This window comes from Amycolatopsis sp. NPDC102389 (assembly GCF_044765885.1).
GTDB lineage: Bacteria > Actinomycetota > Actinomycetes > Mycobacteriales > Pseudonocardiaceae > Amycolatopsis.
Genome location: NZ_JBIWKX010000001.1, coordinates 67409 through 92070, shown reverse-complemented (window position 1 = coordinate 92070; position 24662 = coordinate 67409). Strand labels below are relative to the sequence as shown.

Sequence of the window (24662 nt, the reverse complement as noted above, 5' to 3'; positions counted from 1 at the left end):
CACTCACGAGACTTGACACAAATGGCCCCCTTCGCTCGATTACGCGAAGGGGGCCATTTGCTCTTTCTGGAACTATTTCTCCGTGGCCGAGAAAGTGACGGCGGGCACCTTACGAGCGGCGCGCGTGGTCTTCTTCGGCTCGGCGGCCTTCTTCGCCGGAGCCTTGGCCGCGGCCTTCGGCGCTGCCTTGGCGGCGGTCGTCTTCGCGGCCGCCGTCTTCGGAGCGGCCTTCGTGGCCGTCGTCTTGGTGGTCGCCTTCGGCGCCGCCTTGGCCGTGGTCTTGGCCGCGGCGGCGGTCTTCGCGCGACCGGCCGGAGCCTTGGCCGAGGTGGTCTTCGCCGCCGCGCCGCGAGTCGCCTTCGCCTTGGCAGCGGTGGCTTTCGCCGTGGTCTTGGCGGGAGTCCTGGCCTCCGCCTTGGCGGCGGTGGTCTTCGCGGCGGCGGTCTTGGGAGCGGCCTTGGCGGCGGCGGGCTTGCGGCCGGCGACCCCCTTCGCGGCGGGCTTGCGGCCCGGCTTCGCGGCCGTTTTCGCCTCGGCCTTCGCGGCGGTGGCCGCGGTCTTCGGCGTCGTCTTCGCCACCCGCGCGCCCTTGGGCCGCTGCACGACCCGCGGCCGCAATTTCCGTCCACCGATCCGGCGGCCGTTCGCCACATAGGCACGCAGGATTTCCCGGAGTGCGGTGGCGTTGTCGGCCGAAAGGTCGATGTCGTAAGCGATTCCGTCCAAACCGAAAGCGACCGTTTCCTCGGCCGCCTCGCCGGTCAGATCATCCAGCAAATGCACAGCAGTGTTCCTGGCCATGAAAAACCTCCCGCGCTCGATCGTTCTACTGCGTAACCGGCACGGCGAAACCTGACCCGCGGCTGATGACTCACGCAGCGACACGAGGATAGCGGCAGGTTGCGCGAAGCTGCGCGGTGGTGTGCGCTGAATGCATGTCAGCACAGGATTTTGACGTGATCGTGATCGGAGGCGGCCCGGTCGGCGAGGTCGCCGCCGAACGGGCGGCGCGCGGCGGCCTTCGGGTCGCGCTCGTCGAACACGAACGCTTCGGCGGCGAATGTTCTTACTGGGCCTGCATTCCGAGCAAGGCGCTGCTGCGGCCGGGGAACCTCCTCGCCGCCGCCAAGCGGGTGCCCGGTGTCCCGGTGGGCGACGCGGTCGACCCGGCCGAGGTGTTCGCGCGCCGGGACTGGTTCACCGGCAAGGGAGACGACACCGGACAGGTCAAATGGGCCGAAGGGGCCGGGATCGTCCCGATTCGCGGGCACGGCCGGATCACCGGTGAGCGGAAGGTCACGGTCGACGGAGGTGACGAGCTGACCGCACTGCACGCCGTGATCGTCGCCACGGGCAGTGTCCCGCGAACGCCGTCGATCCCCGGGCTGGACACGATTTCGCCGTGGGGTTCGCGCGAGGCGACGTCGGCGGAAGCGGTCCCGCGCCGCCTCGGCGTACTCGGAGGCGGTGTCGTCGGAGTCGAGATGGCGCAGGCCTTCGCCACGCTCGGCGCCGAAGTCCACTTGATCATCTCGGGGGCGCGTCCCCTGCCGCGGCTGCCGGATTTCGCGGGCGACGCCGTCATCGCGGGACTTCGCGAAGCCGGGGTCACCGTGCACACCGGCTCGGGTCTCGACTCCGTGTCCGCTGTGGACGGTGGTAAGGAACTGGCGTTGAAGGGTGGCGGCCGGTTGGTCGTCGACGAGCTGCTCGTCGCCACCGGACGCCGTCCGGCGACCGACGGACTCGGCGTGGAGACGCTGGGGCTCGAAGCGGGCGCGCCGCTCACCACCGACGACAACGGCCGCGTGTCCGCTGTGGACGGTGACTGGCTGTTCGCCGTCGGGGACGTCACCGGCCGGGCGCCCCTGACCCATCAGGGCAAGTACGCGGCCAGGGCCGCGGGTGACTCGGTGGCCGCGCAGGCGGCGGGCAAGCCCGTCGACTCCGCCGCGTGGAGCGCGCACAGCGCCACGGCCGATCACCACGCCGTCCCACAGGTCGTGTTCACCGACCCGGAGGTCGCTTCGGTCGGGCTCGCCGGACCCGAGGAGGGCAAGCCGCACCGCGTCGTCGACATCGACATCGCGGTGGCCGGTTCCTCACTGCACGCGGACGGCTACGCGGGCAAGGCGCGCATCGTCGTCGACACCGAACGCGACGTTCTGGTCGGCGCGACCTTCGTCGGGCAGGACGTCGCCGAACTCCTGCATTCGGCGACGATCGCGATCGTGGGCGAGGTCCCGCTGCCGAGGCTGTGGCACGCGGTCCCGTCGTTCCCCACGATCAGCGAAGTGTGGTTGCGCCTTCTGGAGGCGTACGGCCTCTAGCCGTTCACAGGCAGTTCGAGCGCGGCCTTCGCGCCGCGGACGAGGCCGGGATCGTCCGGAGTGGACGGTCCCGGCAGCCACACCACCTGGATCAACCGGACCGACTTCCCGTCCAGGCTGCTCTGGTAGGCGGCGCCTTCGAACACCGGCACTTCGCCCTGCCACTGGTTGGTCTCGGTGGCGAGATCGAGGATGCCGCCACCGCCGGGGTTGTCGGCGGTGGCCTTGAACGCGCTCGCCTGCTCGGTGTTCGGGAATTCCACGACGGCGATGGTCACCGCCGCGGCCCGGCCGTCGATGGAACTGGCGAAGCTGGCCCGTTTCACCGTCGAGCAACTCGTCTGCTGAAGGCTCGACTGGACGTCGCCGTACGCGTGCGACGCGCACTTCTGGTCCGCGGCGGACGCCCGCGACGTGAACTGGATGTTCTCCACCGCGCTGCTGCTCGGCGGCGGGGGACTGGTTGCCGGGGTCGGTGGCGGGGGAGTTTGGGTCGACGCGGTGTCGTCACCGCCGGAAGCCACGCTGATGGCCGCGACCAGCAACACGATGAGCAAGCCGATCGCGGCGACCGGCAGCCACTTCACCGTCTTGGACTGTCGCGACGTCTTCGGGGCGGGCTCGGCGGGAGGAGGAGCAGGAGCCGCGGCGGGAGCGGCCACCGCCGGCGGCGGGGCCTGCCGGACCGGGGGAACGGGCTTCGCGGCGACGGGCTGCTGAACGGGCGGAGCGGGCTTGACGGGAGGCACGGCCGGTTTCGCCGGTCTGTTCCGCTTCCCCGGATGCTGGACCGGAACCGTCGGCGCGATCGCGACGAGCGGGTTCTCGCGGATCACCGTCGGCTCGTCGTCGGAGTAAGCGCTGAAGCCTTCCCCGAGCAACATCTCCTCGGGCATCGGCGGCGCGTCCGGGGCGAGCGCGGCGATCAGCTCCCGCGCCTGCTGGACGGAGCGGGGCCGCGGCGCGGTGGCCAAGGAGACCGTCGCGGCGAGCATCGTCGTCGCCGTCGGATAAAGGACTCGGACCGAACCGGCGAGATCCGCGGCGGGCTGGTCGACCGTCTCCACATAGGGCCCGACGGCGATGATCGTGCCGATCGGCCCGGCGCCGGGGGCGACGTCCGCGATCTTGTGCGTGCACGCGGCGGACAGCGAGAGCGCGTCCGTGGCCGGGTTGATCGAGGTGTCCCCGTGGACCAGCGGCCAGCCGTCGGCCTTCCACGGTCCGCCGAGCGGGGCTTCGAGTTTCAACGCCGGGTCCGGCAGGTCGACGCCGATGACGATGAGCACGCCCTTCGGCATGACGACGACGGCCTCCACGGGCCGCCCGTCGACCGGGCTGGCGCCGACCAGGGCGACCCCGCCGACGACGTTGCTGCCCCGGCCGAGTGAAGCCAGCGCGGCGCGGACGTCCTCGGCCACCCGGGACGGCTGTTGAGCGAGGCGAACGAGTCGCACCGAACCCCTCCCCATCTCGTCGGTCTCGCTGCACAAACTAGCGCCTCCATCCGGAGCAACGCGGCGACACGTCCCAGGTAGGCGCGGTGATGTTGCTCCGAAAAGTTGTAAAGGGCGTGAGCACCGTCACCCGTCCGGGTGGTACTCGTTGGTAGGTGACAGTTCCTTGCCCCCTGTCACCAGGAGAAACGCAATGGCCGTATCTCGCCCCTGGCGTCGACGCGCCGCACTCGTCGTCGCCCTGCTAGCCGTCCCTGCCGCGGGGATGGTCCCCGCGCAGGCCGCGGGACCGCTCGCACCTGCCGCCCCCGGACTTTCCCGCCTGCTCTCGGCCGTCACCGGCACCACGGGGGTGACCGCGCTCGTGCACGCCGACGACGTCGCCACGGCCGAACGCGCCGCCCGTTCGGCCGGGCTCACGAAGATCACCTCGTTCGGGAAGATCGGCGTCGTCGCCGTCCGGGGCACCGCCGACCAGGTGCGCGCGGTGCGCAAGGCCGCCGGCGTCACCTACGTCGAAGGCAACGAGAAGCTCAAGGCACACGGCAGCCCCGGCACCACGGCGACGCGGAGCCTCCAGGCGCAGACGCAGCTCAAGGACGCCGGTGGCGCTCCCGTGGACGGCAGGGGCGTCTCCGTCGCGATCATCGACACCGGTGTCGACCCGACGCATCCGGCCTTCAAGGGCGCCGACGGCAAGACGCGGGTGGTGCGCAGCCTCAAGAGCCTCTGTCTCGACGGCACGGCCACGAACTGCATCGTCGACGTCCCGACCTCCGTCGACACCGACACCCTCTCGCTGGGCGGTCACGGCACGCACGTCACCGGCATCGCCGCCGGCAACCAGTTGACCCTGACCGACGGCACCAAGGTCGGCGGCTCGGCGCCGGGCTCGAAGATCGTCTCGGTCTCGACGGGGGCCGCACTGCTCGTCCTCGGCACGGACGCGGCGCTGAACTGGGTGCTGGAGAACCACAAGGCGCCGTGCGGCGCGGGTGTCGCGGCGTCGGTGTGCCCGCCGATCAAGGTGACCAACAACTCCTACGGTCCCAGCGGCGGCGGCACCTTCGACCCGAACTCGGCGACGGTGAAGCTGCAGCGCGCGCTCGCCGCGGAAGGCGTCGTCACGGTGTGGGCGAACGGGAACGACGGCGGCGACGGTTCGGCGAACCTCTCCAACCCACCGGGGCAGGACCAGACGCCGGGCGTGCTTTCGGTGGCGTCGTTCAACGACCAGGGGACCGGCACCCGTGACGGCACGGTCTCCGACTTCTCCTCTCGCGGTCTCAAGAGCAGCCAGTCGAGCTGGCCCGACGTTTCCGCGCCGGGGGAGAACATCCTCTCGTCGTGCCGGCCCACGCAGCCGATCTGCACGCAGGGCCTGCAGCCCAAGAACGGCCCTGGGCTCCTGGACCTCGCCACCTACAACGTGATCAGCGGGACCTCGATGGCGGCGCCGCAGATCACCGGGATCGTCGCGCAGCTGTTCCAGGTCGCGCCGAACGCGAGCCCTGGTGACATCGAGGCCGCGATCAAGGGCACCGCGTACAAGTTCGCCAACGGCTCGCCGTACGTGGCGGCCGGGCCGTACACGTCGAGCTTCGACAAGGGCACCGGTCTGGTGGACACCTTCGCCGCGGCGCGGTCGCTCGGCGCCCAGGGTTAACCCGGGTGAGGCCCCTTTCCTTCGGCTGAGCCGAAAGAAGGGGGCCTTCAGCCGAGTCCCGCGTCCCAATCAGGTGCGACTTGTGGTGTTCATGTGGCCAAACAGCACAGTTGGGGTGCACAATGTGCTCACGCGTACCGGGAGGCGGCACGAGCCACCTGACCAGCGCAGCTCGCGAGGTCGTAGGGGAAGACGCCCCTCGTCGAGTAGCGGAGGTCAGCAGTGAGCACCCGTGGCAACACCCGTGGCGTGGTGTACGTCCACTCGTCGCCGTCTGCGGTGTGTCCGCACGTCGAGTGGGCCATTTCGGGCACCCTGGGTGCCCGAGTCGAGTTGAAGTGGACTGCGCAGCCCGCCAGTCCAGGACAGCTCCGCGCCGAATGTGGTTGGCGTGCGCCTTCGGGCACCGGCGGAAAGCTGGCGTCCGCGCTCAAGGCGTGGCCGATGATCCGGTTCGAAGTCACCGAAGAGCCCAGTGCGGGGGTCGACGGCGAGAGGTTCTGTTTCGCTCCGGGCCTCGGCCTGTGGCACGGCAGGACCAGTGCCAACGGCGACATCGTCGTGGGCGAGGACCAGTTGCGCGCCTTGGTGAGCAAGGTCCGCTCCGGCGAATCGCTGGCGCACAAGCTCGACGAGCTCCTCGCCGCCAATTGGGACGAAGCGCTCGAACCGTACCGTCACGCCGGTGACGGTGCCCCGGTCACCTGGCTGCACCAAGTCGGGTAGACGCCGGTGAAGACGGAAGAGGCGGGCGGCTAACCTTTCAGGGTGACCGCCCAGCCTCGCCCCCTCTCTCGCCAGCGGTGGCTGATCCCCGTTCTCGTGGTCGTGATCTCCTTGACCGTCGGCGTGGGGTTGCTGGCCCGCGATCTCTATACGCGCCCGGAGGCCGAGCCCACCCAGCCGGTCGTCAGCGAGTCGCCGACGTCGGTCGCCCCGGAGCAACAGCCCGGTTCACCCGTCGTCGAGGTGACCCCCGACGTCTTCTCGCATCCGCAGTACCAGAGCGTCCGGCAGGTGCTGCAGGGGTATTTCGACTCCATCAACGATCGCGACTATCCGAAGTGGACTTCGGTGGTCAGCCGCGAACGGGCCAAGACCAAGACCTCGGCGGAGTGGAAGAAGGACTTCCAGTCCACTAAGGACGGCAGCATCCTCGTCTATCGCATCGAGCCGGGAGCGCCGAACACGCTCCGGGTCCTCGTCGCCTTCACCAGCACGCAGGACGTCGAAGACGCGCCGGTGTACCTGCCCGAGGGATGTATCCGGTGGCGGCTGGTGCTGCCACTGCGGCTGGAGAGCGGGTCGTGGCGCGTCGACACGACCGACGGCGGCACCAACCCCGAACACGAAAGATGCTGAAGTAAGGGGTGACATGGTCCCCGAGGCTGACGCGGGCGTGAGCCGGGCGGAATAGAGTCGCGGGCATGGCAATTGATCAGCCGGCCCTGCTGACCGACGCATCGAGGGGGCTCACCAGCGAAGAGGTCGCCCAGCGGGTGGCCGCGGGCCAGACCAACACGGTCTCCACGAAGACCAGCCGGACCACCGGCGAGATCATCCGCGCGAACGTCTTCACCCGGATCAACGCGATCTACGGCGTGCTGTTCGTGCTCATCCTGTCGACGGGGTATTTCATCGACGGGCTGTTCGGCGGACTGATCATCGTCAACAGCGCGGTCGGCATCATCCAGGAGCTCCGGGCGAAACGGACGCTGGAACGGCTCGCGATCGTCGGACAGGCCAAGCCGACCGTCCGCCGTGACGGCCTGAGCGCCGAGATCGCCCCCGAAGAGGTCGTGCTCGGGGACCTCGTCGAGCTGGGGCCCGGCGACAAGATCGTCGTCGACGGCCCGACGCTGACGGCCGACGCGCTGGAGGTCGACGAGTCGCTGCTGACCGGTGAATCCGATCCGGTGGTCAAGCAGCCCGGTGACAAGGTGCTGTCCGGCAGCTTCGTCGTCGCGGGCAGCGGCACCTACCGCGCGGACATCATCGGCGACGAGTCCTACGCGGCGAAACTGGCCGCGGAGGCCAGCAAGTTCACCCTGGTGAAGTCGGAACTGCGCCAGGGCATCGACAAGATCCTCAAGTTCATCACGTACCTGCTCGTCCCGGCGGGCGCGCTGACCATCTACAACCAGCTCGCCGGCGACCAGGCGTGGCCGGACGCGCTGCGCGGCATGGTCGCGGCGCTCGTGCCGATGGTGCCCGAGGGCCTGGTGCTGATGACCAGTGTCGCGCTGGCGGTCGGGGTCATCCGGCTGGGCAAACGCCAGTGCCTGGTGCAGGAACTCCCGGCGATCGAGGGACTCGCCAGGGTCGACGTGGTGTGCGCGGACAAGACCGGCACGCTCACCGAGAACGCGATGCGGCTTTCCGAGGTCCGGGAGATCACGCCCGGCCACCCGGTGGACGACGCGCTGGCCGCGCTCGCCGCCGCGGATCCCCGCCCGAACGCGAGCCTGCAGGCGATCGCGGAGGCGCACGGGACCGATCCGGGCTGGCGTGTCTCCACGACCATGCCGTTCTCCTCGGCGCGCAAGTGGAGTGGCGCGTCGTTCGGCGCCGACGGCGACTGGGTGCTCGGCGCGGCCGACGTCCTGCTGCCTGAGGGGGAGCACCGGGCGGAGGCCGAGAAGATCGGCTCGCGCGGCCTGCGTGTCCTGTTGCTGGGCCGTGCCGAACGGGCCGTCGACGCGGCCGAGGGACCCGGCGACATCGAACCGGTCGCGCTCGTGGTGCTGGAGCAGAAGGTCCGCCCCGACGCGAAGGACACTTTGGACTTCTTCGCGCACCAGGACGTCGCGGTCAAGGTCATCTCGGGTGACAACGCCATTTCGGTGGGCGCCGTCGCGGGCACCCTGGACCTGCCGGGCGCGGACAAGCCCGTCGATGCCAGGAAACTTCCCGAGGACGCCGAAAAGCTGGCCGACACCGTGGAGGACCGCGCCGTCTTCGGCCGCGTGACGCCGCTGCAGAAACGCGCGATGGTCGGTGCGCTGCAGTCGAAGGGGCACACCGTCGCGATGACGGGCGACGGCGTGAACGACGTCCTCGCGCTGAAGGACGCGGACATCGGCGTCGCGATGGGCGCCGGCAGTCCGGCCACCCGCGCGGTCGCGCAGATCGTGCTGCTGGACGACAAGTTCGCCACCCTGCCGCATGTCGTCGCCGAGGGGCGGCGGGTGATCGGCAACATCGAGCGCGTCTCGAACCTGTTCCTCACCAAGACTGTCTACTCGGTGCTGCTGGCGCTGATGGTCGGCATCGCGCAGGTGCCGTTCCCGTTCCTGCCGCGGCACATCACGATCACCGCGTGGTTCACGATCGGCCTGCCCGCTTTCGTGCTCTCGCTGGCACCGAACAACGAACGCGCCCGTACCGGCTTCGTCGGGCGGGTGATGCGGATGGCCGTCCCGGCCGGGCTGGTCATCGCCACCGCGACGTTCGTGAGCTATCTGCTGGTGTACAAGGGATCCGGACAGTCCGAACTGGACAAGATCCAGGCGGGGACGACGGCGCTGATCACCCTCATCACGATCGCGCTGTGGGTGCTCGGGATCGTCGCGCGGCCGTACCGGTGGTGGAAGATCCTGCTGATCGGCGGGATGGTCGTGCTGACCCTCGCGCTGTTCCTGATCCCGTTCACGCAGAAGTTCTTCGCGCTGGACCCGAGCGTCAGCGCGTACACGCTGTCGGCGTTCGCCTGCGCAGGGGTGGGGATCGTGCTGGTGGAAGTGGCCTGGTGGGCCGGGCGGCATCTGGTCAAGCGCTCGGAGGCCTGACAACCCCAGAAGTACGTGAAGGCCCCCTTCACTGCGTCAGACGCAGTGAAGGGGGCCTTCACGTACTGAAATCAGGCCGCCGGGGTGAACAACAGCGCCGTGTTGTGCCCGCCGAAGCCGAACGAGTTGCTGATCGCCGCGCCCAGCTCCACCTTGCGCGCCTCACCGGAGACGACGTCGAGCTGCACCTTCGGATCCAGGTCCTCGAGGTTCAGCGTCGCCGGGACGAGCCCGTGGTAGATCGCCAGGATCGTGGCGATGCCCTCGACCGCGCCCGCACCGCCGACCAGGTGACCGAGCGCGCCCTTGGGCGCGGTCACCACGACGTGCTCGCCGACCGCGTTGCGGATCGCCGCGGCCTCGCCGACGTCGCCGACGACCGTCGAGGTCGCGTGCGCGTTGACGTGGCCGACGTCAGCCGGGGAGACCCCGGCCATCGTCATCGCCTGCCGCATGGCGGCGATCTGGCCGACGCCCTCCGGGTGGTTGCCCGTGATGTGGTAGGCGTCCGAGGTGATCCCGTACCCGCTCAGCTGCGCGTAGATCCGCGCGTTGCGGGCCTTGGCCCGGTCCGCCCGCTCCAGGATCACGACACCGGAGCCCTCGCCGAGGACGAAACCGTCACGGTTCACGTCGAACGGCCTGGACGCCTTCGTCGGATCGTCGTTGCGGGTGGACACCGTCCGCGCCTGGGCGAAACCGGCGAGGGTGATCGGGTGGATGCACGATTCGGCACCACCGGCGACCACGACGTCGGCACGGCCCGAGCGGATCATCTCGTAGCCGGCGGCGATGCCTTCCGCGCCCGACGCGCAGGCCGACGCGGGCGAATGCACACCGGCACGCGCCTTCAGGTCGATCCCGACGTGAGCGGCGGGGCCGTTCGGCATCAGCATCGGCACGGTCAGCGGGGAGACCTTGCGGAGTCCCTGCTTGTGCAGAAGGTCGTTCTGGGAGATCAGGGTGACCGGACCGCCGACACCGGTACCGATGGTCACCCCGAGGCGCTCGGGTTCCACATCCTGATGCTCGTCGGTCGGCTGCTCGAAGCCCGCGTCCGCCCAAGCCTGCCGGGCGGCGATGAGCGCCACCTGCTCACAGCGGTCCAGCCGCCGGGCCTGGACCCGCGGCAGGACCTCGGACGGGTCGACGGCGAGCATGGCGCCGATCTTCACCGGCAGTTCGAGTTCGTCGACCCAGTCGGCTTCGATGCGGCGGATCCCGCTCGCCCCGGCGAGCAGGCCGTCCCACGTGGACGCGACGTCCCCGCCGAGCGGCGTGGTCGCGCCCATCCCGGTGATCACGACGTCGATGTTGCTCATTGGAGTCTCCCCAAGGTCGGCGCCAATCAAGAAGTCGGACTTACTTGGAGTTGGCCGACACGTAGTTCACCGCGTCGCCAACGGTCTTCAGGTTCGCCAGCTCGTCGTCCGGGATCTTGACACCGAACTTGTCCTCGGCCTGGACAGCGATCTCCACCATGGACAGCGAGTCGATGTCGAGGTCGTCCACGAAGGACTTCTCGGCGGTCACGTCGTCCTGCGCCACACCGGCGACCTCTTCGACGATCTCGGCGAGGCCGGCGAGGATCTTTGCGTTGTCTGCCACTGGTTGTTCCCTTCTCGGTGATGCTTTCGGCTGCCCTGCGGACACGGTGTCCGCAGGGGAAGTATTCATCACGGGCAGATGAAGGCCTGGCCCGCGTAGGAGAGTCCGGCCCCGAAGCCCACGGCGAGCACGACGTCGCCCTGTTTCGCGGTGCCCGCCTTGCGCATGTGGTCCAGCGCCAGCGGAATCGACGCGGACGAGGTGTTGCCCGAGTACCTGATGTCGTCGGCCACGACCATGTCCTCGCGGGCGCCCTTGGCACGCAGCTTCTTGGCGATGGCTTCGACGATGCGCAGGTTCGCCTGGTGCGGGATCAGCACGTCCACATCGGACGGTTCGAGCCCGGCGAGTTCCAGCGCGTGCAAGGCGATCGGCGCGATCTGCGTGGTCGCCCAGCGGAAGACCGACTGGCCCTCCTGGTAGATCCACTTGTCGTCGCGCATGTAGATCAGGTCGACGTGCTCGCCCGCGCTGCCCCAGGCGACCGGGCCGATCTGCGCGGTGTCGGCCGCGCCGACCACCGCGGCGCCGGCACCGTCGGCGAAGATGATCGCGTTCGCGCGGTCGACCGGGTCGACGTGGTCGGTGAGCTTCTCGGCGCCGATGACGAGCGCCTTCTTCGCGCTGCCCGCCCGGATGAGATCCGAAGCGACGCCGATGCCGTAACAGAATCCGGCGCAGGCGGCGTTGAGGTCGAACGCGGCCGGATGCGTGATGCCGATCCGGTCGGCCACCTGCGCGGCGGCGTTCGGGATCTGGGTGGGCATCGTGCAGTTCGGCAGGATGACCGTGTCCACTTCGGACGGATCCACCCCGGCGTCGGCCAGCGCGGCGGTACCCGCCTTGACCGCCATGTCGACCAGCGACTCGTCCTTCTCGGCGAACCGGCGCTCGACGATGCCGACCCGCTCGCGGATCCACTGGTCGTTGGTGTCCATGATCTTCGAGAGATCGTCGTTGGTCACGATCTTCTCGGGCTGGAAGCTCCCGACACCGAGGATGCGGGTCCCGGCGGCGCCCGGCGCCTGCCGCAAAGTGGATCGGTCGGTCACGAAGCGTCCTCCTGCCCCTGAAGCTTCGCCAGCTCGGCCGGCGTCTTCAGAGCGATCGTGGTGGTCACGGTTCCCTTGAGCTGCCGCTTGACCAGCCCGGTCAGCGTGCCCGCCGGCGGGAGTTCGAGCGTCGAGGTGACACCCGCGGCGACCAAGCCGTCCATGGTCAGGTCCCAGCGCACCGGGCTCGTGACCTGCTTTACCAGCCGGTCGAGGTACTCGGCCCCGCTGGTGACGACCTGGCCGTCGGCGTTCGACAGCAGCGGACGCGTCGGGTCCGCCGGGGTGATCTTCGCAGCGTGGGCGGCCAGCGCTTCACGCGCGGGTGCCATGTAGGAGGTGTGGAACGCGCCCGCGACCTTGAGCGCGCGGACCTTGGTGCCCTCCAGCGGCTCGGCCACGATCTTCTCGATCGCGTCGGCGGCGCCGGAAGCGACGATCTGGCCGGCGCCGTTGCGGTTCGCCGCGGCGAGGCCCTGGCCCTCGAGCCACGCGACGACCTGCTCCGGGTCGCCGAGCATGACCGCGGCCATGCTCGTGGGCTCCAGCGCGCACGCCTTCGCCATCTCGGCGCCGCGGACGGCGGCGAGCGCGACGGCGTCTTCGGGGCTCAGCACCCCGGCGATGGCGGCGGCCGCCAATTCGCCGACGGAGTGACCGGCGACCGGCGAGTCCGCGGCGACCGGGGCCTCACGCTGGAGATGCTCGAACGCCAGCAGTGACAGCGCCACGATCAGCGGCTGCGTGATCGCGGTGTCCTGGATCTCTTCGGCGTCCGCTTCGGTGCCGAGGCGGACGAGGTCGAGACCGGCCCGCTCGGACCAGGCTTCGACGCGTGCGCGGGCACCGTCGAGCTCGAGCCAAGGGGAGAGCATGCCTGGGGCTTGGGAACCCTGACCGGGGGCGAGGACTGCAACTGTCACCCCCTTAGAGAACACTCTCGGCCACCATGGTCGTGATGCCGACGCTCACCAAGTCCGGCCGACGTAATTGTCGGAACCCTCCAAAAGCGTCTTCCTGATCTCCGCGCTTAACCCAAAAGCCTTGTCGGGTTCAACCAGCTTTCCCTATGAACTCCGTCACTGCGCAGAGTTACCAACCGGTTCGCCGCTTGGGTCACGGTGGTGGGGGGGGGGGGGGGGGGGGGGGGGGGGGCGGGGGCCCCGCCCCCCCCCCCCCGCCCCCCCCCCACCCCCCCCCCCCCCCCCCCCCCCCCCCCCCACCACCGTGACCCACGCGGTACTCGCCGCTTCGCCGGAGCCTTCACCAGAGGCCGCGGGCACGGGCGAGTCGCCCGACCGTCAGCGCCACCTTCAGCACCCAGGCGTCCCGCGATTCGGCGGCGTGGCGGCCGGTGAGTTCGGCCGCCTTCCGCAGGCGGTACCGGACGGTGTTCGGATGCACGAACAGCGTCCGCGCGCAGGTCTCCAGGACCCCGCCGCTGTCGAGGTAGGTCTCCACCGTCCGCAGCAGCGCCGGGCCCGCTTCCTCGAGTGGCCGCGCGATCTGCTCCACGAGCAGGCGTTCGGCCTCGGGATCGCCGGACAACGCGCGTTCCGGCAACAGGTCGATCGATCTCGCGGGCCGCGGCGCGCCGGGCCAGCCGACGACGGCGCGCAGGCCGGAGAGCGCTTCGGTCGCGCTGTGGTGCGCTTCGGCGAGGGTGGGCACCGTCGGCCCGGCGACGACCGGGCCTTCGGCGAAGGCGACCGAAAGCTTGGTGAGGATTTCGCGGTCCTTGACGCTGCCGTCGGTGGGACCGGCGACGATCACGACCAGCCGGGATCCCTGCACCGAAAGCAGCACGGGACGCCCGACCCTGGCGGCGCGGCTGCGCACCTCGAACACGACTGCGGGCGGGTCGTCCGACGTCGGGGTGCCGACCAGCGCGGTGGCGGGCGCGGCCGGATCCCAGCCGAGCGCGGCGGCGCGGGACAGCACCGCCTCCTCGGCGTCGCCGCGGACGACGCCGTCGACGACCAGCGCCTCCAGTCGCGCGTCCCAGGCGCCGCGCGCTTCGGCCGCCGCCGCGTAGGAGTTGGCGGCGGCGAACGCGATCTCCCTGCCGTAGCGGAGGATCCCCTCGATCAGCGCGGCGCGTTCGGCCTCGTTCGCGGCGAATTCCGGCAGCTGCTCCTCGAACACCTCGATCGCCAGCCGCACCATGCCGACCGCCTGCCGCAGGCTCACCCAGCGGGAGAGTTCGGCGGGTGCTTCGCGGAACGCCTCGGTGGTGAGGGAGAGTGCCTCCTTCGCGTCGCGGAGCCAGTCGACGAAACCGGCGGCACCCGCCTGGGTGATCAGCAGGACGCTCGCGCGCTGGTCGGCGGGTAGGCGGGCAAACCAGCTCAGCCGCTCTTCCATCACCGCCACGCTCGCGCTCGCGAGGCGGCCGGAGGCGTGCTCGAGCCGCCGGAGGGTCTTGGCGGACAGCCCGTGGTGCTTGGGCACACGCCGTCCGGAGGTCGCATCAGCCATGGTCAGCCGATCCTAGTCCGGTGGGCAAAGGTGGCCCTCATCCTGCGGCCGTTCGCCCATGGAGTCCGAAGTGGACAGTCATGGGCCAGGAATTGCGAAAGATTTCCGCATAAAACTCGAGGCCGCCCGGCGCTCGCGTTTTTCGCTGCGCCGGACGGCCTCGTCTCCCCGGTCCCCACCGGTACGACAAGTATGCGACTTGTCGATCTTTTCCCGCTAGCTCACTCACTCGATCGTGGGTCGCCGAGTTGCCGGTGCGGTGCGCGTGATCAACGATCCCTCGCAAGCCGCACCGGTGTTGGGCGCGGATGCGCAGAGGAGGGAGTTCGCCGTGGGCGAGCAGCTGAAAGACGGTCTGGGACAAGCATGGAACCTTGTCGCCACCTTCGTGCCGAAATTGATCGGATTCCTGATCATCCTGCTGATCGGCTGGTTGATCGCGAAAGCCCTGTCGAAGGCATTGGGACTGGTTCTGTCGAAGATCGGTTTCGGCAAGCTCATCGAGAAGACGGGGCTCACCGGAACGCTCAAACAGGCGAATGTCGACGCGGGCGGGATCCTCGTCAAACTCGTCTACTACTTCATTCTCCTGATCGCGCTGCAGCTCGCGTTCGGCGTATTCGGTGAGAGCAATCCGGTCAGCGCGCTGCTCAACGACATCATCGCGTTCCTGCCGCGGATCCTGGTGGCGCTGGTGCTGGTGATCGTCGCGGCGGCCGTGGCGAAGGTCGTCCGCGACCTGGTGACCGGAGCGCTGTCCACCCGGCCCGCGGGACGGCTGCTCGGCACCATCGCCTACTGGATGATCATGGCGTTCGGCATCATCGCCGCGCTCGGCCAGGTGAACATCGCGACCGCGATCACCGGACCGGTCCTGATCACCGTGCTCGCCACCATCGGCGGCGTGATCGTCGTCGGCTTCGGCGGCGGCCTGATCAAGCCGGCGCAGGACCGCTGGCAGGGCTGGTTGGCCAATCTCCAGGGCCAACTGGAGGCTGGGGACGCCAAGCCGGAGGTCCGTTCGGAGCCGCCGACTTCGCCTGTGGGCATCGGTCGCGTAGATTCCTGAGCATCCCGCGGGCCCGGTGATCGAGGAAGGCACCGGGCCCGCGTGGAGTCGAAGGGGCCCATCGCCGCGGAACACGCGGTGGAGGGCCCTTTTCGCGTCCTCAGCGACTCTCGAGCCGTTCGGTTGTTCCGCACCTCACACTCTCTAGGGAATGGCGTCGGAACGGAGCATGTTGGAGCCGTAGACGGAGAGGGGTGCGGACGTGGACTTCCTGCTGCACAACGGTGTCACGGTGCTCGGACAATGGATCTCCTTCGCCGAGCTGGCGGGGCAGGTCTTCGCGCTGGCCGTGGTCTTCCTGGCGCAACGCCGCACGTTGTGGACGTGGCCGGTCCAGGTCGGCGCCACCGTGCTGTTGTTCTCGGTCTACGTCTCCGCACATCTCGGCGGCCTCGCGACCAGGCAGATCGCGATCCTCGCCATCTCGATCTACGGCTGGTGGGCCTGGTCCCGCCGCAGCGACCCGGTCTACGGCGTCGTCGTCCGCAAGGGCCGTCTCGGCGAGCGTCTGGCGATGCTCGGCGCGTTCGCGATCGGCACCACCGCGATGGCGCTGGTGCTCGACGCGCTGAACGCCTCTTGGGCGCCATGGCCGGACGCCGCGATCTTCGTCGGCACGCTGGTCGCCTTCGCCGCGCAGGGCGCGGGTCTCGTCGAGTTCTGGCTGGTGTGGCTGGTCGTCGACGCGATCGGCGTACCGCTGCAGCTCTCCTCGGGCCTGTACTTCTCCGCGGCGGTGTACATCGTGTTCGCCGGGCTGGTCGTGCACGGCTGGTGGAGCTGGAACCGCACCGCCAAGCAGGTCCGGACCGCGCCGGCCGGGGTCTCGGCCGCGGCCTAGCGCATGGTGGCGTGTGAAGGCTTGAGGTCGGCGAGGGTGCGGACGCCCAGCAGCTGCATCGTCCGGACCATCTCGGCGCGCAGGATGTCCACGCACCGCTGAACCCCGCGCTCGCCCCCGGCCATCAGGCCGTAGAGGAACGCGCGCCCGATGAGCACCGCGTCCGCGCCGCGCGCGATGGCGGCCACGATGTCGCCGCCGGACAGGATGCCGGTGTCGACCCACACCTCCGCGTCGCCCTGGATCTCGTCGAGCACCGCGGGCAGCAGCTCGATCGGCGTCGGCGCGCGGTCGAGCTGGCGTCCGCCGTGGTTGGACAGCAGCACCGCGTCGGCGCCGTGCTTGACCACGTCACGCGCGTCGTCGACGTTCTGGATCCCCTTGACCACGAGCTTGCCCGGCCAGGTCTGGCGGACCCAGTCGAGGTCGTCGAAGTTCAGGGTCGGGTCGAAGAGCTGGTTGAGCAGTTCGGCGACCGTGCCGTCGAACTGGCTCAGCGACGCGAAGGTCAGCGGCTCGGTGGTCAGCAGGTTGAACCACCACGCCGGATGCATCGCGCCGTCGACGAACGTCTTGAGGGTGAGCGCGGGCGGGATGGTCAGCCCGTTGCGGACGTCACGCAGCCGCGCGCCCGCGACGGGGGTGTCCACCGTCAGCATGAGCGTGTCGAAGCCGGCGGCCCAGGCGCGATTCATCAGATCTTCGCCCGCCTTGTGGTCGCGCCAGACGTAGAGCTGGAACCACTTGCGGGCCTCCGGAGCGGCCGCCGCGAGGTCTTCGATGGACGTCGTCGCCATCGTCGACAGCCCCATCGGGATGCCGTTGCGCTGCGCGACGCGAGCCACCGCGGACTCGCCCTCGTGGTTCATCATCCGCGTGAACCCGGTCGGCGCGAACGCGAACGGCAGCTCCGAACGCTTGCCGAGGATCTCCTTGCCGGTGTCCACATCGGACACGCCGCGCAGGACGTTGGGGTGGAATTCCACGCTGCGGAAGGCCTGACGGGCGCGGCGGAGGCTGTCCTCCAGCTCGGCGGCGCCGTCGGTGTAGTCGAACGCGGCCCGGGGAGTCCGCTTGCGGGCGAGCATCCGCAGGTCGGCGATCGTGTGCGCGCCCGCCAGCCGACGGTCGGTCGGGTTGAGCACGATCGGCTTCGGCCGCAGGATCTGCTTCAGCTCACTCGGCTTCGGCAGTCGACGCTTGGTCACTCTCGCTCACCCTCTCCACAAACATCCGATGTCTCACCCTAGCTCTTCCGGTCCCGGACGCAAGGAACGGTCCGTTCCTCGCGAATTTCGCAAGGAACGGACCGTTCATGGCAGTGCTAGGCGCTGCCGGAGTCCGACAACTGCGGACCCGCGGCGGCGACGTCGTCGAGGCGGTACTTGCGCGCCGCCTCCGCCGCCTTCGACTGGTCGATCTCGCCGCGCTTGGCTAGCGCGCTCAGCGTGCCGACCACGATCGACTGGGCGTCGACCAGGAACTTCCGCCGGGCGGCTGGGCGAGTGTCGGAGAACCCGAACCCGTCGGTGCCCAGCGTCAGCATGTCGTTCGGCACCCACGGGCGGATGAGGTCCGGCACGGCACGCATCCAGTCCGAAACCGCGACGACCGGCCCGTTCGCGCCGGACAGCTTCTGCGTGATGTACGGCACACGCGGGGAGTCGCCCGGGTGGAGCAGGTTGTCGTGGTCGACCTCGACGGCCTCGCGCCGCAGCTCGGTCCACGACGTCGCCGACCACACGGCCGCGCGTACGCCCCACTCCTCGGCCAGCATCTGCTGGGCACGAAGCGCGTCCGGCATGGTGACGCCGGAGACCAGGATCTGCGCCTCCGGGCCGTCGCCCGCCGGGGCGTCCGCGTACTTGTAGAGCCCCTTGAGCAGGCCGTCGACGTCGAGGTTCTCGGGCTCGGCGGGCTGCTGGTAGGGCTCGTTGTAGATCGTCATGTAGTAGAAGATGTTCTCGCCGTTGCCGTCCGGCCCGGTCTCGCCGTACATCCGGCGAAGACCGTCCCGCACGATGTGGGCGATCTCGAACGACCACGCCGCGTCGTAGGCCACGACGGCCGGGTTGGTCGCCGCCAGCAGCAGCGAGTGCCCGTCGGCGTGCTGCAGGCCCTCACCGGTCAACGTGGTGCGGCCGGCGGTGGCGCCGAGCACGAACCCGCGGGCCATCTGGTCCGCCGCCGCGTAGAGGCCGTCACCGGTCCGCTGGAACCCGAACATCGAGTAGAAGATGTAGATCGGGATCATCGGCTCGCCGTGCGTGGCGTACGAGGTGCCGACGGCGGTGAACGACGCGGTGGAACCCGCCTCGTTGATGCCCTCGTGCAGGATGACGCCCTTTTCGGACTCCTTGTAGGCCAGCATCAGGCTCGCGTCGACCGACGTGTACGTCTGGCCGTGCGGGTTGTAGATCTTGGCCGTCGGGAACATCGAGTCGAGACCGAAGGTGCGCGCCTCGTCCGGGATGATCGGGACGATCCGCTTGCCGATCTCGGAGTCCTTCGCCAGCTCGCGGACGAGCCGGACGAACGCCATCGTGGTGGCGACCTCCTGCTTGCCCGAGCCCTTGCGGATGCCTTCGTAGACCTTGTCGCCGGGCAGCACGAGGGCCTTCGACGCCTTCGGACGGCGCTCCGGGAGGAAGCCGCCGAGCGCTTTCCGGCGGCCGATCATGTACTCGATCTCCGGCGATTCCTTGCCCGGGTGGTAGTACGGCGGCAGCTTCGGGTCGCGCTCGAGTTCCTCGTCGCTGATCGGGATGCGCTGGGCGTCCCGGAACAGCTTGAGGTCGTCGAGGGTGAGCTTCTTCATCTGGTGCGTGGCGTTGCGGCCCTCGAAGGACGGCCCGAGGCCGTATCCCTTGATGGTGTGGGCCAGGATCACCGTCGGCTGGCCGTGGTGCTCCAGCGACGACTTGTAGGCCGCGTAGACCTTGCGGTAGTCGTGCCCGCCGCGCTTGAGGTTCCAGACGTCGGCGTCGGTGAGGTCCTTGACCAGTTCCTTGGTCCGCGGGTCGCGGCCGAAGAAGTGCTCGCGGACGAAGGCGCCGTCGTTGGCCTTGTAGGTCTGGAAATCGCCGTCCGGCGTGGTGTTCATCAGGTTGACCAGCGCGCCGTCGCGGTCCGCGTGCAGCAGCGAGTCCCACTCGCGGCCCCAGATGACCTTGATGACGTTCCAGCCGGCGCCGCGGAAGTACGACTCCAGCTCCTGGATGATCTTGCCGTTGCCGCGTACCGGGCCGTCGAGCCGCTGCAGGTTGCAGTTGATCACGAAGGTCAGGTTGTCGAGGCCCTCGCCGGCGGCCACGTGGATGAGGCCGCGCGATTCCGGCTCGTCCATCTCGCCGTCGCCGAGGAACGCCCAGACGTGCTGGTCGCTGGTGTCCTTGATGCCGCGATCGCGCAGGTAGCGGTTGAACCGCGCCTGGTAGATCGCGTTCATCGGGCCGAGGCCCATGGACACGGTCGGGTTCTCCCAGAACTCCGGCATCAGCCGCGGGTGCGGGTACGACGGCAGGCCGCCGCCCTCGCCGGCGTGCGAATACTCCTGGCGGAACCCGTCCAGCTGGTTCTCGCTCAGCCTGCCCTCGAGGAACGCGCGGGCGTAGATGCCGGGGGAGGCGTGCCCCTGGATGAAGATCTGGTCGCCGCCGCCCGAGTGGTCCTTGCCGCGGAAGAAGTGGTTGAAGCCCACTTCGTACAGCGCCGCGGACGAGCCGTAGGTAGAGATGTGCCCGCCGACGCCGACGCCGGGACGCTGCGCGCGGTGCACCATGATCGCGGCGTTCCACCGGATGTAGGCGCGGTAGCGGCGCTCGATCTCCTCGTCACCGGGGAACCAGGGTTCGTTCTCGGTGGGGATGGTGTTCACGTAGTCCGTCGACGTCAGCGCCGGGACGCCGACGTGGCGTTCCCTGGCCCGCTCGAGGATGCGCAGCATCAGGTACCTGGCGCGCTGCTGACCACCCCTGGCCAGCGCCTCGTCGAAGGAGTCCAGCCATTCGGCGGTCTCCTCCGGGTCGATGTCGGGCAGGTGCGCCGCCAATCCGTCACGGATGACGCGGACGCGTGCCGGGGTCTCCTTGCCGGAGGCGCCGTCGTTCTGCGGGGCCAAGGGGTCTCCTTGCGAAAGGTGGTAGCTGGTTGTGCTCGTACGCGGGCGTGTTCGCCGTCCATCGTCGTCCTCCGGTTCCGTTCTCGTCACCGCTACTGATCGGTAACGTTCGCGGACCCGATTGCGACACGCCTCGCACGCGCCTGTACTCGCGCGCGCGTTTTCTCTCCCACCCTAAAGCAGGGCGTTCGGGGACGCCCAGGCGCGCCCGGATTGACCCCGTCGGAGTGGGCTGAATGTCCGTACGCCGCGACACGAGTTGTTCAAGATCCGGTGTGGACGGTTGCGCGGATCGCTTCACCAGTGTTCGCTAACGGGCATCGTGTACCCGAGTGTGGTGCCCGCCCGGTCGATCAGGCCGACGCGACACCACGCTCCGTCGTAGTTGGAGGAGTGACAGCAGTGGTCGCCGCGGGAGACGCTGATCAGAGCAGCGTCGCCGAAAGGCTCGGGATCAAGCCGGACATGGTGGTCCAGGAGATCGGCTGGGACGAGGACGTCGACGACGACCTTCGTGCGGCGATCGAGGAACAGATCGGCGGCGACATCCTCGACGAGGACGCCGACGAGGTCATCGACGTGGTGCTGCTGTGGTGGCGCGAAGACGACGGTGATCTCGGTGACACGCTGATCGAGGTCCGGACCCCCCTGAACGAGAACGGCGTGATCTGGGTGCTGACCCCGAAGACGGGTCAGCCCGGGCATGTCGAGCCGAGTGACATCGCCGAGGCGGTGCCCCAGGTCGGGCTGGCGCAGACGGCCAACATCAGTGCCGGCCCCAAGTGGGCGGGCACGCGGCTGGTTTCGCCCAAGTCGTCCAAGACCAAGCGGTGACTTCGGGAGCCGCGCGATCGACACGATAGGGTTGTCGTCGCAGGCCCCTGTTCGCTCTTGAGAGGAAACCGCCGGTATGGCCGTCGAGGTCGGATCGCAAGCCCCGGACTTCACGCTCAACGACTACAACAAGCAGTCCGTGACGCTTTCGTCCTTCAAGGGCGACAAGCCGGTCCTGCTCGTGTTCTACCCGTTCGCGTTCAGCGGCATCTGCACCGGTGAGCTGTGCCAGCTCCGCGACGAGTTCGCGGACTACGACGGCCAGGGCGTCCAGGTCATCGGCGTGTCCGTGGACACCCCGTTCTCGCTCAAGGCGTGGGCGGAGCAGGAGGGTTACCAGTTCCCGCTGCTTTCGGACTTCTGGCCGCACGGTGAGGTCGCGAAGGCCTACGGCGTCTTCAACGAGGCGGCCGGCCTGGCCACCCGCGGCACCTTCCTGATCGACAAGGACGGCGTCGTCCGGTTCGCCGAGGTCAACCAGCCCGGTGAGGCGCGCGACCAGCAGGCGTGGAAGAAGGCCGTGGCCTCGCTGGCCTGAGTCTTCACGGTGGCACCCGTGCGCGGGTGCCACCTCCCGGGCGCATAGCTCAGCGGGAGAGCACTCGGTTTACACCCGAGCGGTCGTAGGTTCGATCCCTACTGCGCCCACCGAAAACCCGGCGACAGGCCGCACGCGCGGCGCTAGCGTCGCCCGCATGCACGACCTCACGTGGCGGCCGCTCACCCGCGAGGACGCCCAGGCGTCGGCCGACCTCCTCAACGCCATGGAGACCGTCGACGGGATCGGCGAGAACTACACGGCGGAGGACACCCTCCAGGAGCTGATCGACCCGTACGCGGATCTGGAACGGGCGAGTCTCGCCGCCTTCGACGGCGACGTGATGGCCGGTTACATGAAGATCCGCTTCAAGCCGTCCGTGGAAGAGGTCCATCGGGTCTTCCTCGACGGCGGGGTCCACCCCGGATATCGCCGCCGGGGCATCGGTGGCGCGCTCGTCGACGCGGGTGTGGCGGCGGCCGAGGTGGTGCACGAGGCGCACCATCCGGGCTCGAAGCTCGTGGTGGACGTCAACCGGCCCGAGCGCATCGCGGGTTTGGCCGAGCTCGTCCGTTCCCGGGGTTTCGTGCCGGTGCGCTACTTCCAGCGCATGGAGCACTCGCTCTCCGCGTTGGATGCTTCGAAGCTTCCTGACGGGTTTGTGGTCGAGCCGTGGTCGGAGCGGAACGACGAGGATTTCCGGAAGGTCCGGAACGAGGCGTACCGGGACTACTGGGGCGCCGTGCCGATGCCCGCCGATCTCTGGCGGAACAAGATCACCAATCAGACTTTTCGGCCCAAGGCCAGCTTTCTGCTTCGTGAGGAGGGCCGTGCGGTCGGGATGCTGGTGACCCTGTGCTGGGACGCCGACACGGAGGCCACCGGTGTCCGCGACGCGCATTTCATGGCGATCGGAACACTTCGGGAGTATCGGCGGCGGGGTGTGGCGAGCGCGCTGATGGGGCACGCGCTGAGAGCCGCCGCGGGGCAGGGCTACGACCGCGCGAGCCTGAATGTGGACTCGGCGGATCCGTCCGGGGCGTTCGGGGTCTTCGAGGAGGCGGGCTTCGTGCCGGCGATGCGGTACGTGCGCTGGGCGCTCGAGACCTGACGCATTCAGAGGACTAAATGCGGGGGAAGACACGTGAAGGCCTCCTTCCCTCGACTGAGCCGAGGGAAGGAGGCCTTCACGCACCCCCAACACCTGTGGAACGTCTTCGGTTTTCGGCGGTCTGGTCTGCCCCCTCGGCAGGCCAGACCGCCGGTGCGCCGCGCCGCGGGTGGCGAACTTTCGGCTGCACAAGACAGGAGACGGTCGGGTCTGCCCAGATACATCAAGATCGGCGGCCATTGGAGTGATCCCGGGCCGCGAGGGGTGATCACGCAGAGTGGCTAGGCGCGGATGAGCCTGTTCGCCAGGGTCGACATCGTGTAGGCGCCGATGCCCATGACGACTTCGAGGGCGTTCCGTTCGGTGTATCCGTGCCCGAAGAAGGTCCGCAGCGTCTCGTCGTCGACTGCGCCGGCGGTTTCGAGTACCGCGAGCGTGAACTGCCGGACGGCTTCCAGTCGTTCGTCGGGAACGGGCTGCTGCGTGCGAAGCGCCGCGATGACGTCGTCGTCCGCGTGGTGACCCTTCAATCTGTCGGTGTGGATCTCGACGCACACCTCGCAGCCGTTGCGGGTCGCCACGGTCATCACGACCGTTTCCCGCGCGAGCGGGTCGAGTGTCGTCCGCTCGAAGCTCGCGCTGAGTTTCAGGAATCCGTCGAGGAGTTCCGGTGACGACGCCTGCCGGGCGACGGCGGTGGGGAGGTGCCCGAATTTCCGGATGGTCGCTTCCATGGTGCGACGTGCGGCTTCGGGGGCGGTTTCGACGGTGTGCTCGGTGAACAAGGCTTCCCCTTAAGATGGTCAACGTGGTTGACGAAAAGGTAAACCAAGTTGTCGAACCTGGCAAGGGAGTTCGCGAAACTCCCGGCTTTGAGCTGCCGCTCCTGCTGTTCGCGGGCTTCCGCTCGATCATCGACCGGATGCACGCCGAACTGGCCGAGCAGGGGCATCCCGACGTCCGGCCGGCGTACGGCTTCGCCATGCAGGCGATCGGCCGTGAAGGCGCGACGGCGAGCGAGATCGGGCGGCGGCTCGGCGTCAGCAAGCAGGCGGCGGGCAAGACCGTCGACAGGCTGGAACAGCTCGGCTACGTCGCACGCGTCGACGACCCGGCCGACGCGCGGCGCAAGGTCGTGCGGCTCACCGGCCGCGGGTTCGACTCACTCGGCCGGTCGGCGGCGATCTTCGAGCAGGTGCGCAAGGAGTGGGCCGACGCGCTGGGCATCGACAGGGTCCGTGCGCTCGAGGCCGACCTCCGGACGATGGCGCCGACGGACCGCTTCCGTCTCGACGTCGCCAGCTGGTTCGGCGCCTAGAACGGACAACCCGGGTTCGGCGCGTCCTGTGAGAGCGGGCTTCCGTGCGGCAGCACGTAAAGCACCTCCAGCACCACCGGTGTCGTTCCGAGGTTCCGTCCGATGTGGACGGTGTCGCTCGGCTCGGTGAAGACGGCGCCCTGCCGGTACAGGCCGTCGAGCCCGCAGTCGGCCGAGTTGTGCGTCAACGTGCCTGCCTTGACATACGCGTACAGCTTCCCGTCGTGGTAGTGCCAGCCGGTGTAACCGCCGGGCTGGACGACGACCTCGCGCAGCACGTAGTCGGTGTTCCCGACCGTCTTCTGCCCGAAGATCGTCCCGGTCACCCCGGACCCGGGGGTCGCTTCGGCCGTCGCGGGGACGGCGAGCGCGAGAACGAGAGTGGCGAGCAGCGTGGTCACGGACCGCAGGCGCATGAGGGAACGGTACCGCGATCGACACTGCCCGAAAGG

Annotated in this window: 22 protein-coding genes and 1 tRNA gene; 12 read left to right on the top strand and 11 right to left on the bottom strand. The window is 69.2% G+C overall.

Annotated features, from left to right (window positions below; all coding sequences use genetic code 11):
• Positions 1-72: 72 nt before the first annotated feature.
• Positions 73-801 (bottom strand): histone-like nucleoid-structuring protein Lsr2, encoded by a 729-nt coding sequence (locus ACIRGA_RS00385; protein WP_400935116.1) that lies wholly within the window; start codon positions 799-801, stop codon positions 73-75.
• A gap of 155 nt (positions 802-956) precedes the next feature.
• On the opposite strand from ACIRGA_RS00385, the gene ACIRGA_RS00380 reads away from it, so the two are divergent.
• Positions 957-2330, top strand: a complete 1374-nt coding sequence (locus ACIRGA_RS00380; protein WP_400935114.1) for a dihydrolipoyl dehydrogenase family protein — start codon at positions 957-959, stop codon at positions 2328-2330.
• On the opposite strand, the gene ACIRGA_RS00375 is transcribed toward ACIRGA_RS00380, so the two are convergent.
• Positions 2327-3787 carry a hypothetical protein gene (locus tag ACIRGA_RS00375; protein WP_400935112.1) on the bottom strand — a complete coding sequence of 487 codons (1461 nt, stop codon included), beginning with the start codon at positions 3785-3787 and terminating at the stop codon, positions 2327-2329. The two genes, ACIRGA_RS00380 and ACIRGA_RS00375, sit on opposite strands and share 4 nt — an antisense overlap.
• A 193-nt stretch (positions 3788-3980) precedes the next feature.
• Between ACIRGA_RS00375 and ACIRGA_RS00370 the strand changes: the two genes are divergently transcribed.
• From ACIRGA_RS00370 to ACIRGA_RS00355, 4 genes are all read left to right on the top strand, one after another.
• Entirely contained in the window at positions 3981-5453 is a 1473-nt protein-coding gene (locus tag ACIRGA_RS00370; RefSeq protein WP_400935110.1) for a S8 family serine peptidase, read from the top strand.
• Positions 5454-5675: 222 nt separating this feature from the next.
• Entirely contained in the window at positions 5676-6179 is a 504-nt protein-coding gene (locus ACIRGA_RS00365; protein ID WP_016336127.1) for a DUF3145 domain-containing protein, read from the top strand.
• A 42-nt stretch (positions 6180-6221) separates the two neighbouring features.
• Positions 6222-6815 carry a hypothetical protein gene (locus ACIRGA_RS00360; protein ID WP_400935108.1) on the top strand — a complete coding sequence of 198 codons (594 nt, stop codon included), beginning with the start codon at positions 6222-6224 and terminating at the stop codon, positions 6813-6815.
• A 65-nt stretch (positions 6816-6880) separates the two neighbouring features.
• Complete coding sequence (locus ACIRGA_RS00355) at positions 6881-9241, top strand: cation-translocating P-type ATPase (RefSeq protein WP_400935105.1); 2361 nt, start codon at positions 6881-6883, stop codon at positions 9239-9241.
• Positions 9242-9312: 71 nt separating this feature from the next.
• Here ACIRGA_RS00355 and ACIRGA_RS00350 read toward each other — a convergent pair whose 3' ends face one another.
• From ACIRGA_RS00350 to ACIRGA_RS00330, 5 genes are all read right to left on the bottom strand, one after another.
• The gene (locus tag ACIRGA_RS00350; RefSeq protein WP_400935102.1) at positions 9313-10563 is read right to left on the bottom strand and encodes a beta-ketoacyl-[acyl-carrier-protein] synthase family protein; all 1251 of its coding nucleotides are present in this window, start codon (positions 10561-10563) and stop codon (positions 9313-9315) included.
• Between the two features lie 40 nt (positions 10564-10603).
• Positions 10604-10849, bottom strand: coding sequence for an acyl carrier protein (locus ACIRGA_RS00345; RefSeq protein ID WP_396566465.1), 246 nt, complete (start codon positions 10847-10849; stop codon positions 10604-10606).
• 68 nt (positions 10850-10917) lie between these two features.
• Complete coding sequence (locus ACIRGA_RS00340) at positions 10918-11901, bottom strand: beta-ketoacyl-ACP synthase III (protein WP_400935099.1); 984 nt, start codon at positions 11899-11901, stop codon at positions 10918-10920.
• Entirely contained in the window at positions 11898-12824 is a 927-nt protein-coding gene (locus ACIRGA_RS00335) for an ACP S-malonyltransferase (RefSeq protein WP_400935097.1), read from the bottom strand. The genes ACIRGA_RS00340 and ACIRGA_RS00335 overlap by 4 nt, the downstream gene beginning before the upstream one ends.
• A gap of 340 nt (positions 12825-13164) precedes the next feature.
• The gene (locus ACIRGA_RS00330; protein ID WP_400935095.1) at positions 13165-14379 is read right to left on the bottom strand and encodes a PucR family transcriptional regulator; all 1215 of its coding nucleotides are present in this window, start codon (positions 14377-14379) and stop codon (positions 13165-13167) included.
• A gap of 331 nt (positions 14380-14710) precedes the next feature.
• Between ACIRGA_RS00330 and ACIRGA_RS00325 the strand changes: the two genes are divergently transcribed.
• Together ACIRGA_RS00325 and ACIRGA_RS00320 are read left to right on the top strand one after the other, a co-directional pair.
• Positions 14711-15448 (top strand): hypothetical protein, encoded by a 738-nt coding sequence (locus ACIRGA_RS00325; protein ID WP_400935092.1) that lies wholly within the window; start codon positions 14711-14713, stop codon positions 15446-15448.
• 202 nt (positions 15449-15650) lie between these two features.
• Positions 15651-16289, top strand: a complete 639-nt coding sequence (locus tag ACIRGA_RS00320) for a nicotinamide riboside transporter PnuC (RefSeq protein ID WP_400935090.1) — start codon at positions 15651-15653, stop codon at positions 16287-16289.
• Here ACIRGA_RS00320 and ACIRGA_RS00315 read toward each other — a convergent pair.
• Together ACIRGA_RS00315 and aceE are read right to left on the bottom strand one after the other, a co-directional pair.
• Entirely contained in the window at positions 16286-17497 is a 1212-nt protein-coding gene (locus ACIRGA_RS00315) for an alpha-hydroxy acid oxidase (protein ID WP_007032785.1), read from the bottom strand. The genes ACIRGA_RS00320 and ACIRGA_RS00315 overlap by 4 nt on opposite strands.
• A 116-nt stretch (positions 17498-17613) precedes the next feature.
• Positions 17614-20409 carry a pyruvate dehydrogenase (acetyl-transferring), homodimeric type gene (aceE, locus tag ACIRGA_RS00310; RefSeq protein WP_400935088.1) on the bottom strand — a complete coding sequence of 932 codons (2796 nt, stop codon included), beginning with the start codon at positions 20407-20409 and terminating at the stop codon, positions 17614-17616.
• A gap of 402 nt (positions 20410-20811) precedes the next feature.
• Here aceE and ACIRGA_RS00305 point away from each other — a divergent pair, with 402 nt between their 5' ends.
• The 4 genes from ACIRGA_RS00305 (at position 20812) to ACIRGA_RS00290 (ending at position 22892) form a co-directional block, all read left to right on the top strand.
• Complete coding sequence (locus ACIRGA_RS00305) at positions 20812-21243, top strand: DUF3052 domain-containing protein (protein ID WP_016336117.1); 432 nt, start codon at positions 20812-20814, stop codon at positions 21241-21243.
• Between the two features lie 76 nt (positions 21244-21319).
• Positions 21320-21781 carry a peroxiredoxin gene (locus ACIRGA_RS00300; protein WP_016336116.1) on the top strand — a complete coding sequence of 154 codons (462 nt, stop codon included), beginning with the start codon at positions 21320-21322 and terminating at the stop codon, positions 21779-21781.
• A 38-nt stretch (positions 21782-21819) separates the two neighbouring features.
• Positions 21820-21891 (top strand) — tRNA-Val (locus tag ACIRGA_RS00295).
• 47 nt (positions 21892-21938) lie between these two features.
• The gene (locus tag ACIRGA_RS00290) at positions 21939-22892 is read left to right on the top strand and encodes a GNAT family N-acetyltransferase (protein ID WP_400935086.1); all 954 of its coding nucleotides are present in this window, start codon (positions 21939-21941) and stop codon (positions 22890-22892) included.
• 281 nt (positions 22893-23173) lie between these two features.
• On the opposite strand, the gene ACIRGA_RS00285 is transcribed toward ACIRGA_RS00290, so the two are convergent.
• Positions 23174-23677 carry a carboxymuconolactone decarboxylase family protein gene (locus ACIRGA_RS00285; RefSeq protein ID WP_400935083.1) on the bottom strand — a complete coding sequence of 168 codons (504 nt, stop codon included), beginning with the start codon at positions 23675-23677 and terminating at the stop codon, positions 23174-23176.
• Between the two features lie 14 nt (positions 23678-23691).
• On the opposite strand from ACIRGA_RS00285, the gene ACIRGA_RS00280 reads away from it, so the two are divergent.
• Positions 23692-24210, top strand: a complete 519-nt coding sequence (locus ACIRGA_RS00280) for a MarR family winged helix-turn-helix transcriptional regulator (RefSeq protein ID WP_400935082.1) — start codon at positions 23692-23694, stop codon at positions 24208-24210.
• Here ACIRGA_RS00280 and ACIRGA_RS00275 read toward each other — a convergent pair.
• Entirely contained in the window at positions 24207-24626 is a 420-nt protein-coding gene (locus ACIRGA_RS00275) for a cupin domain-containing protein (RefSeq protein WP_400935080.1), read from the bottom strand. The genes ACIRGA_RS00280 and ACIRGA_RS00275 overlap by 4 nt on opposite strands.
• Between the last annotated feature and the right edge of the window lie 36 nt (positions 24627-24662).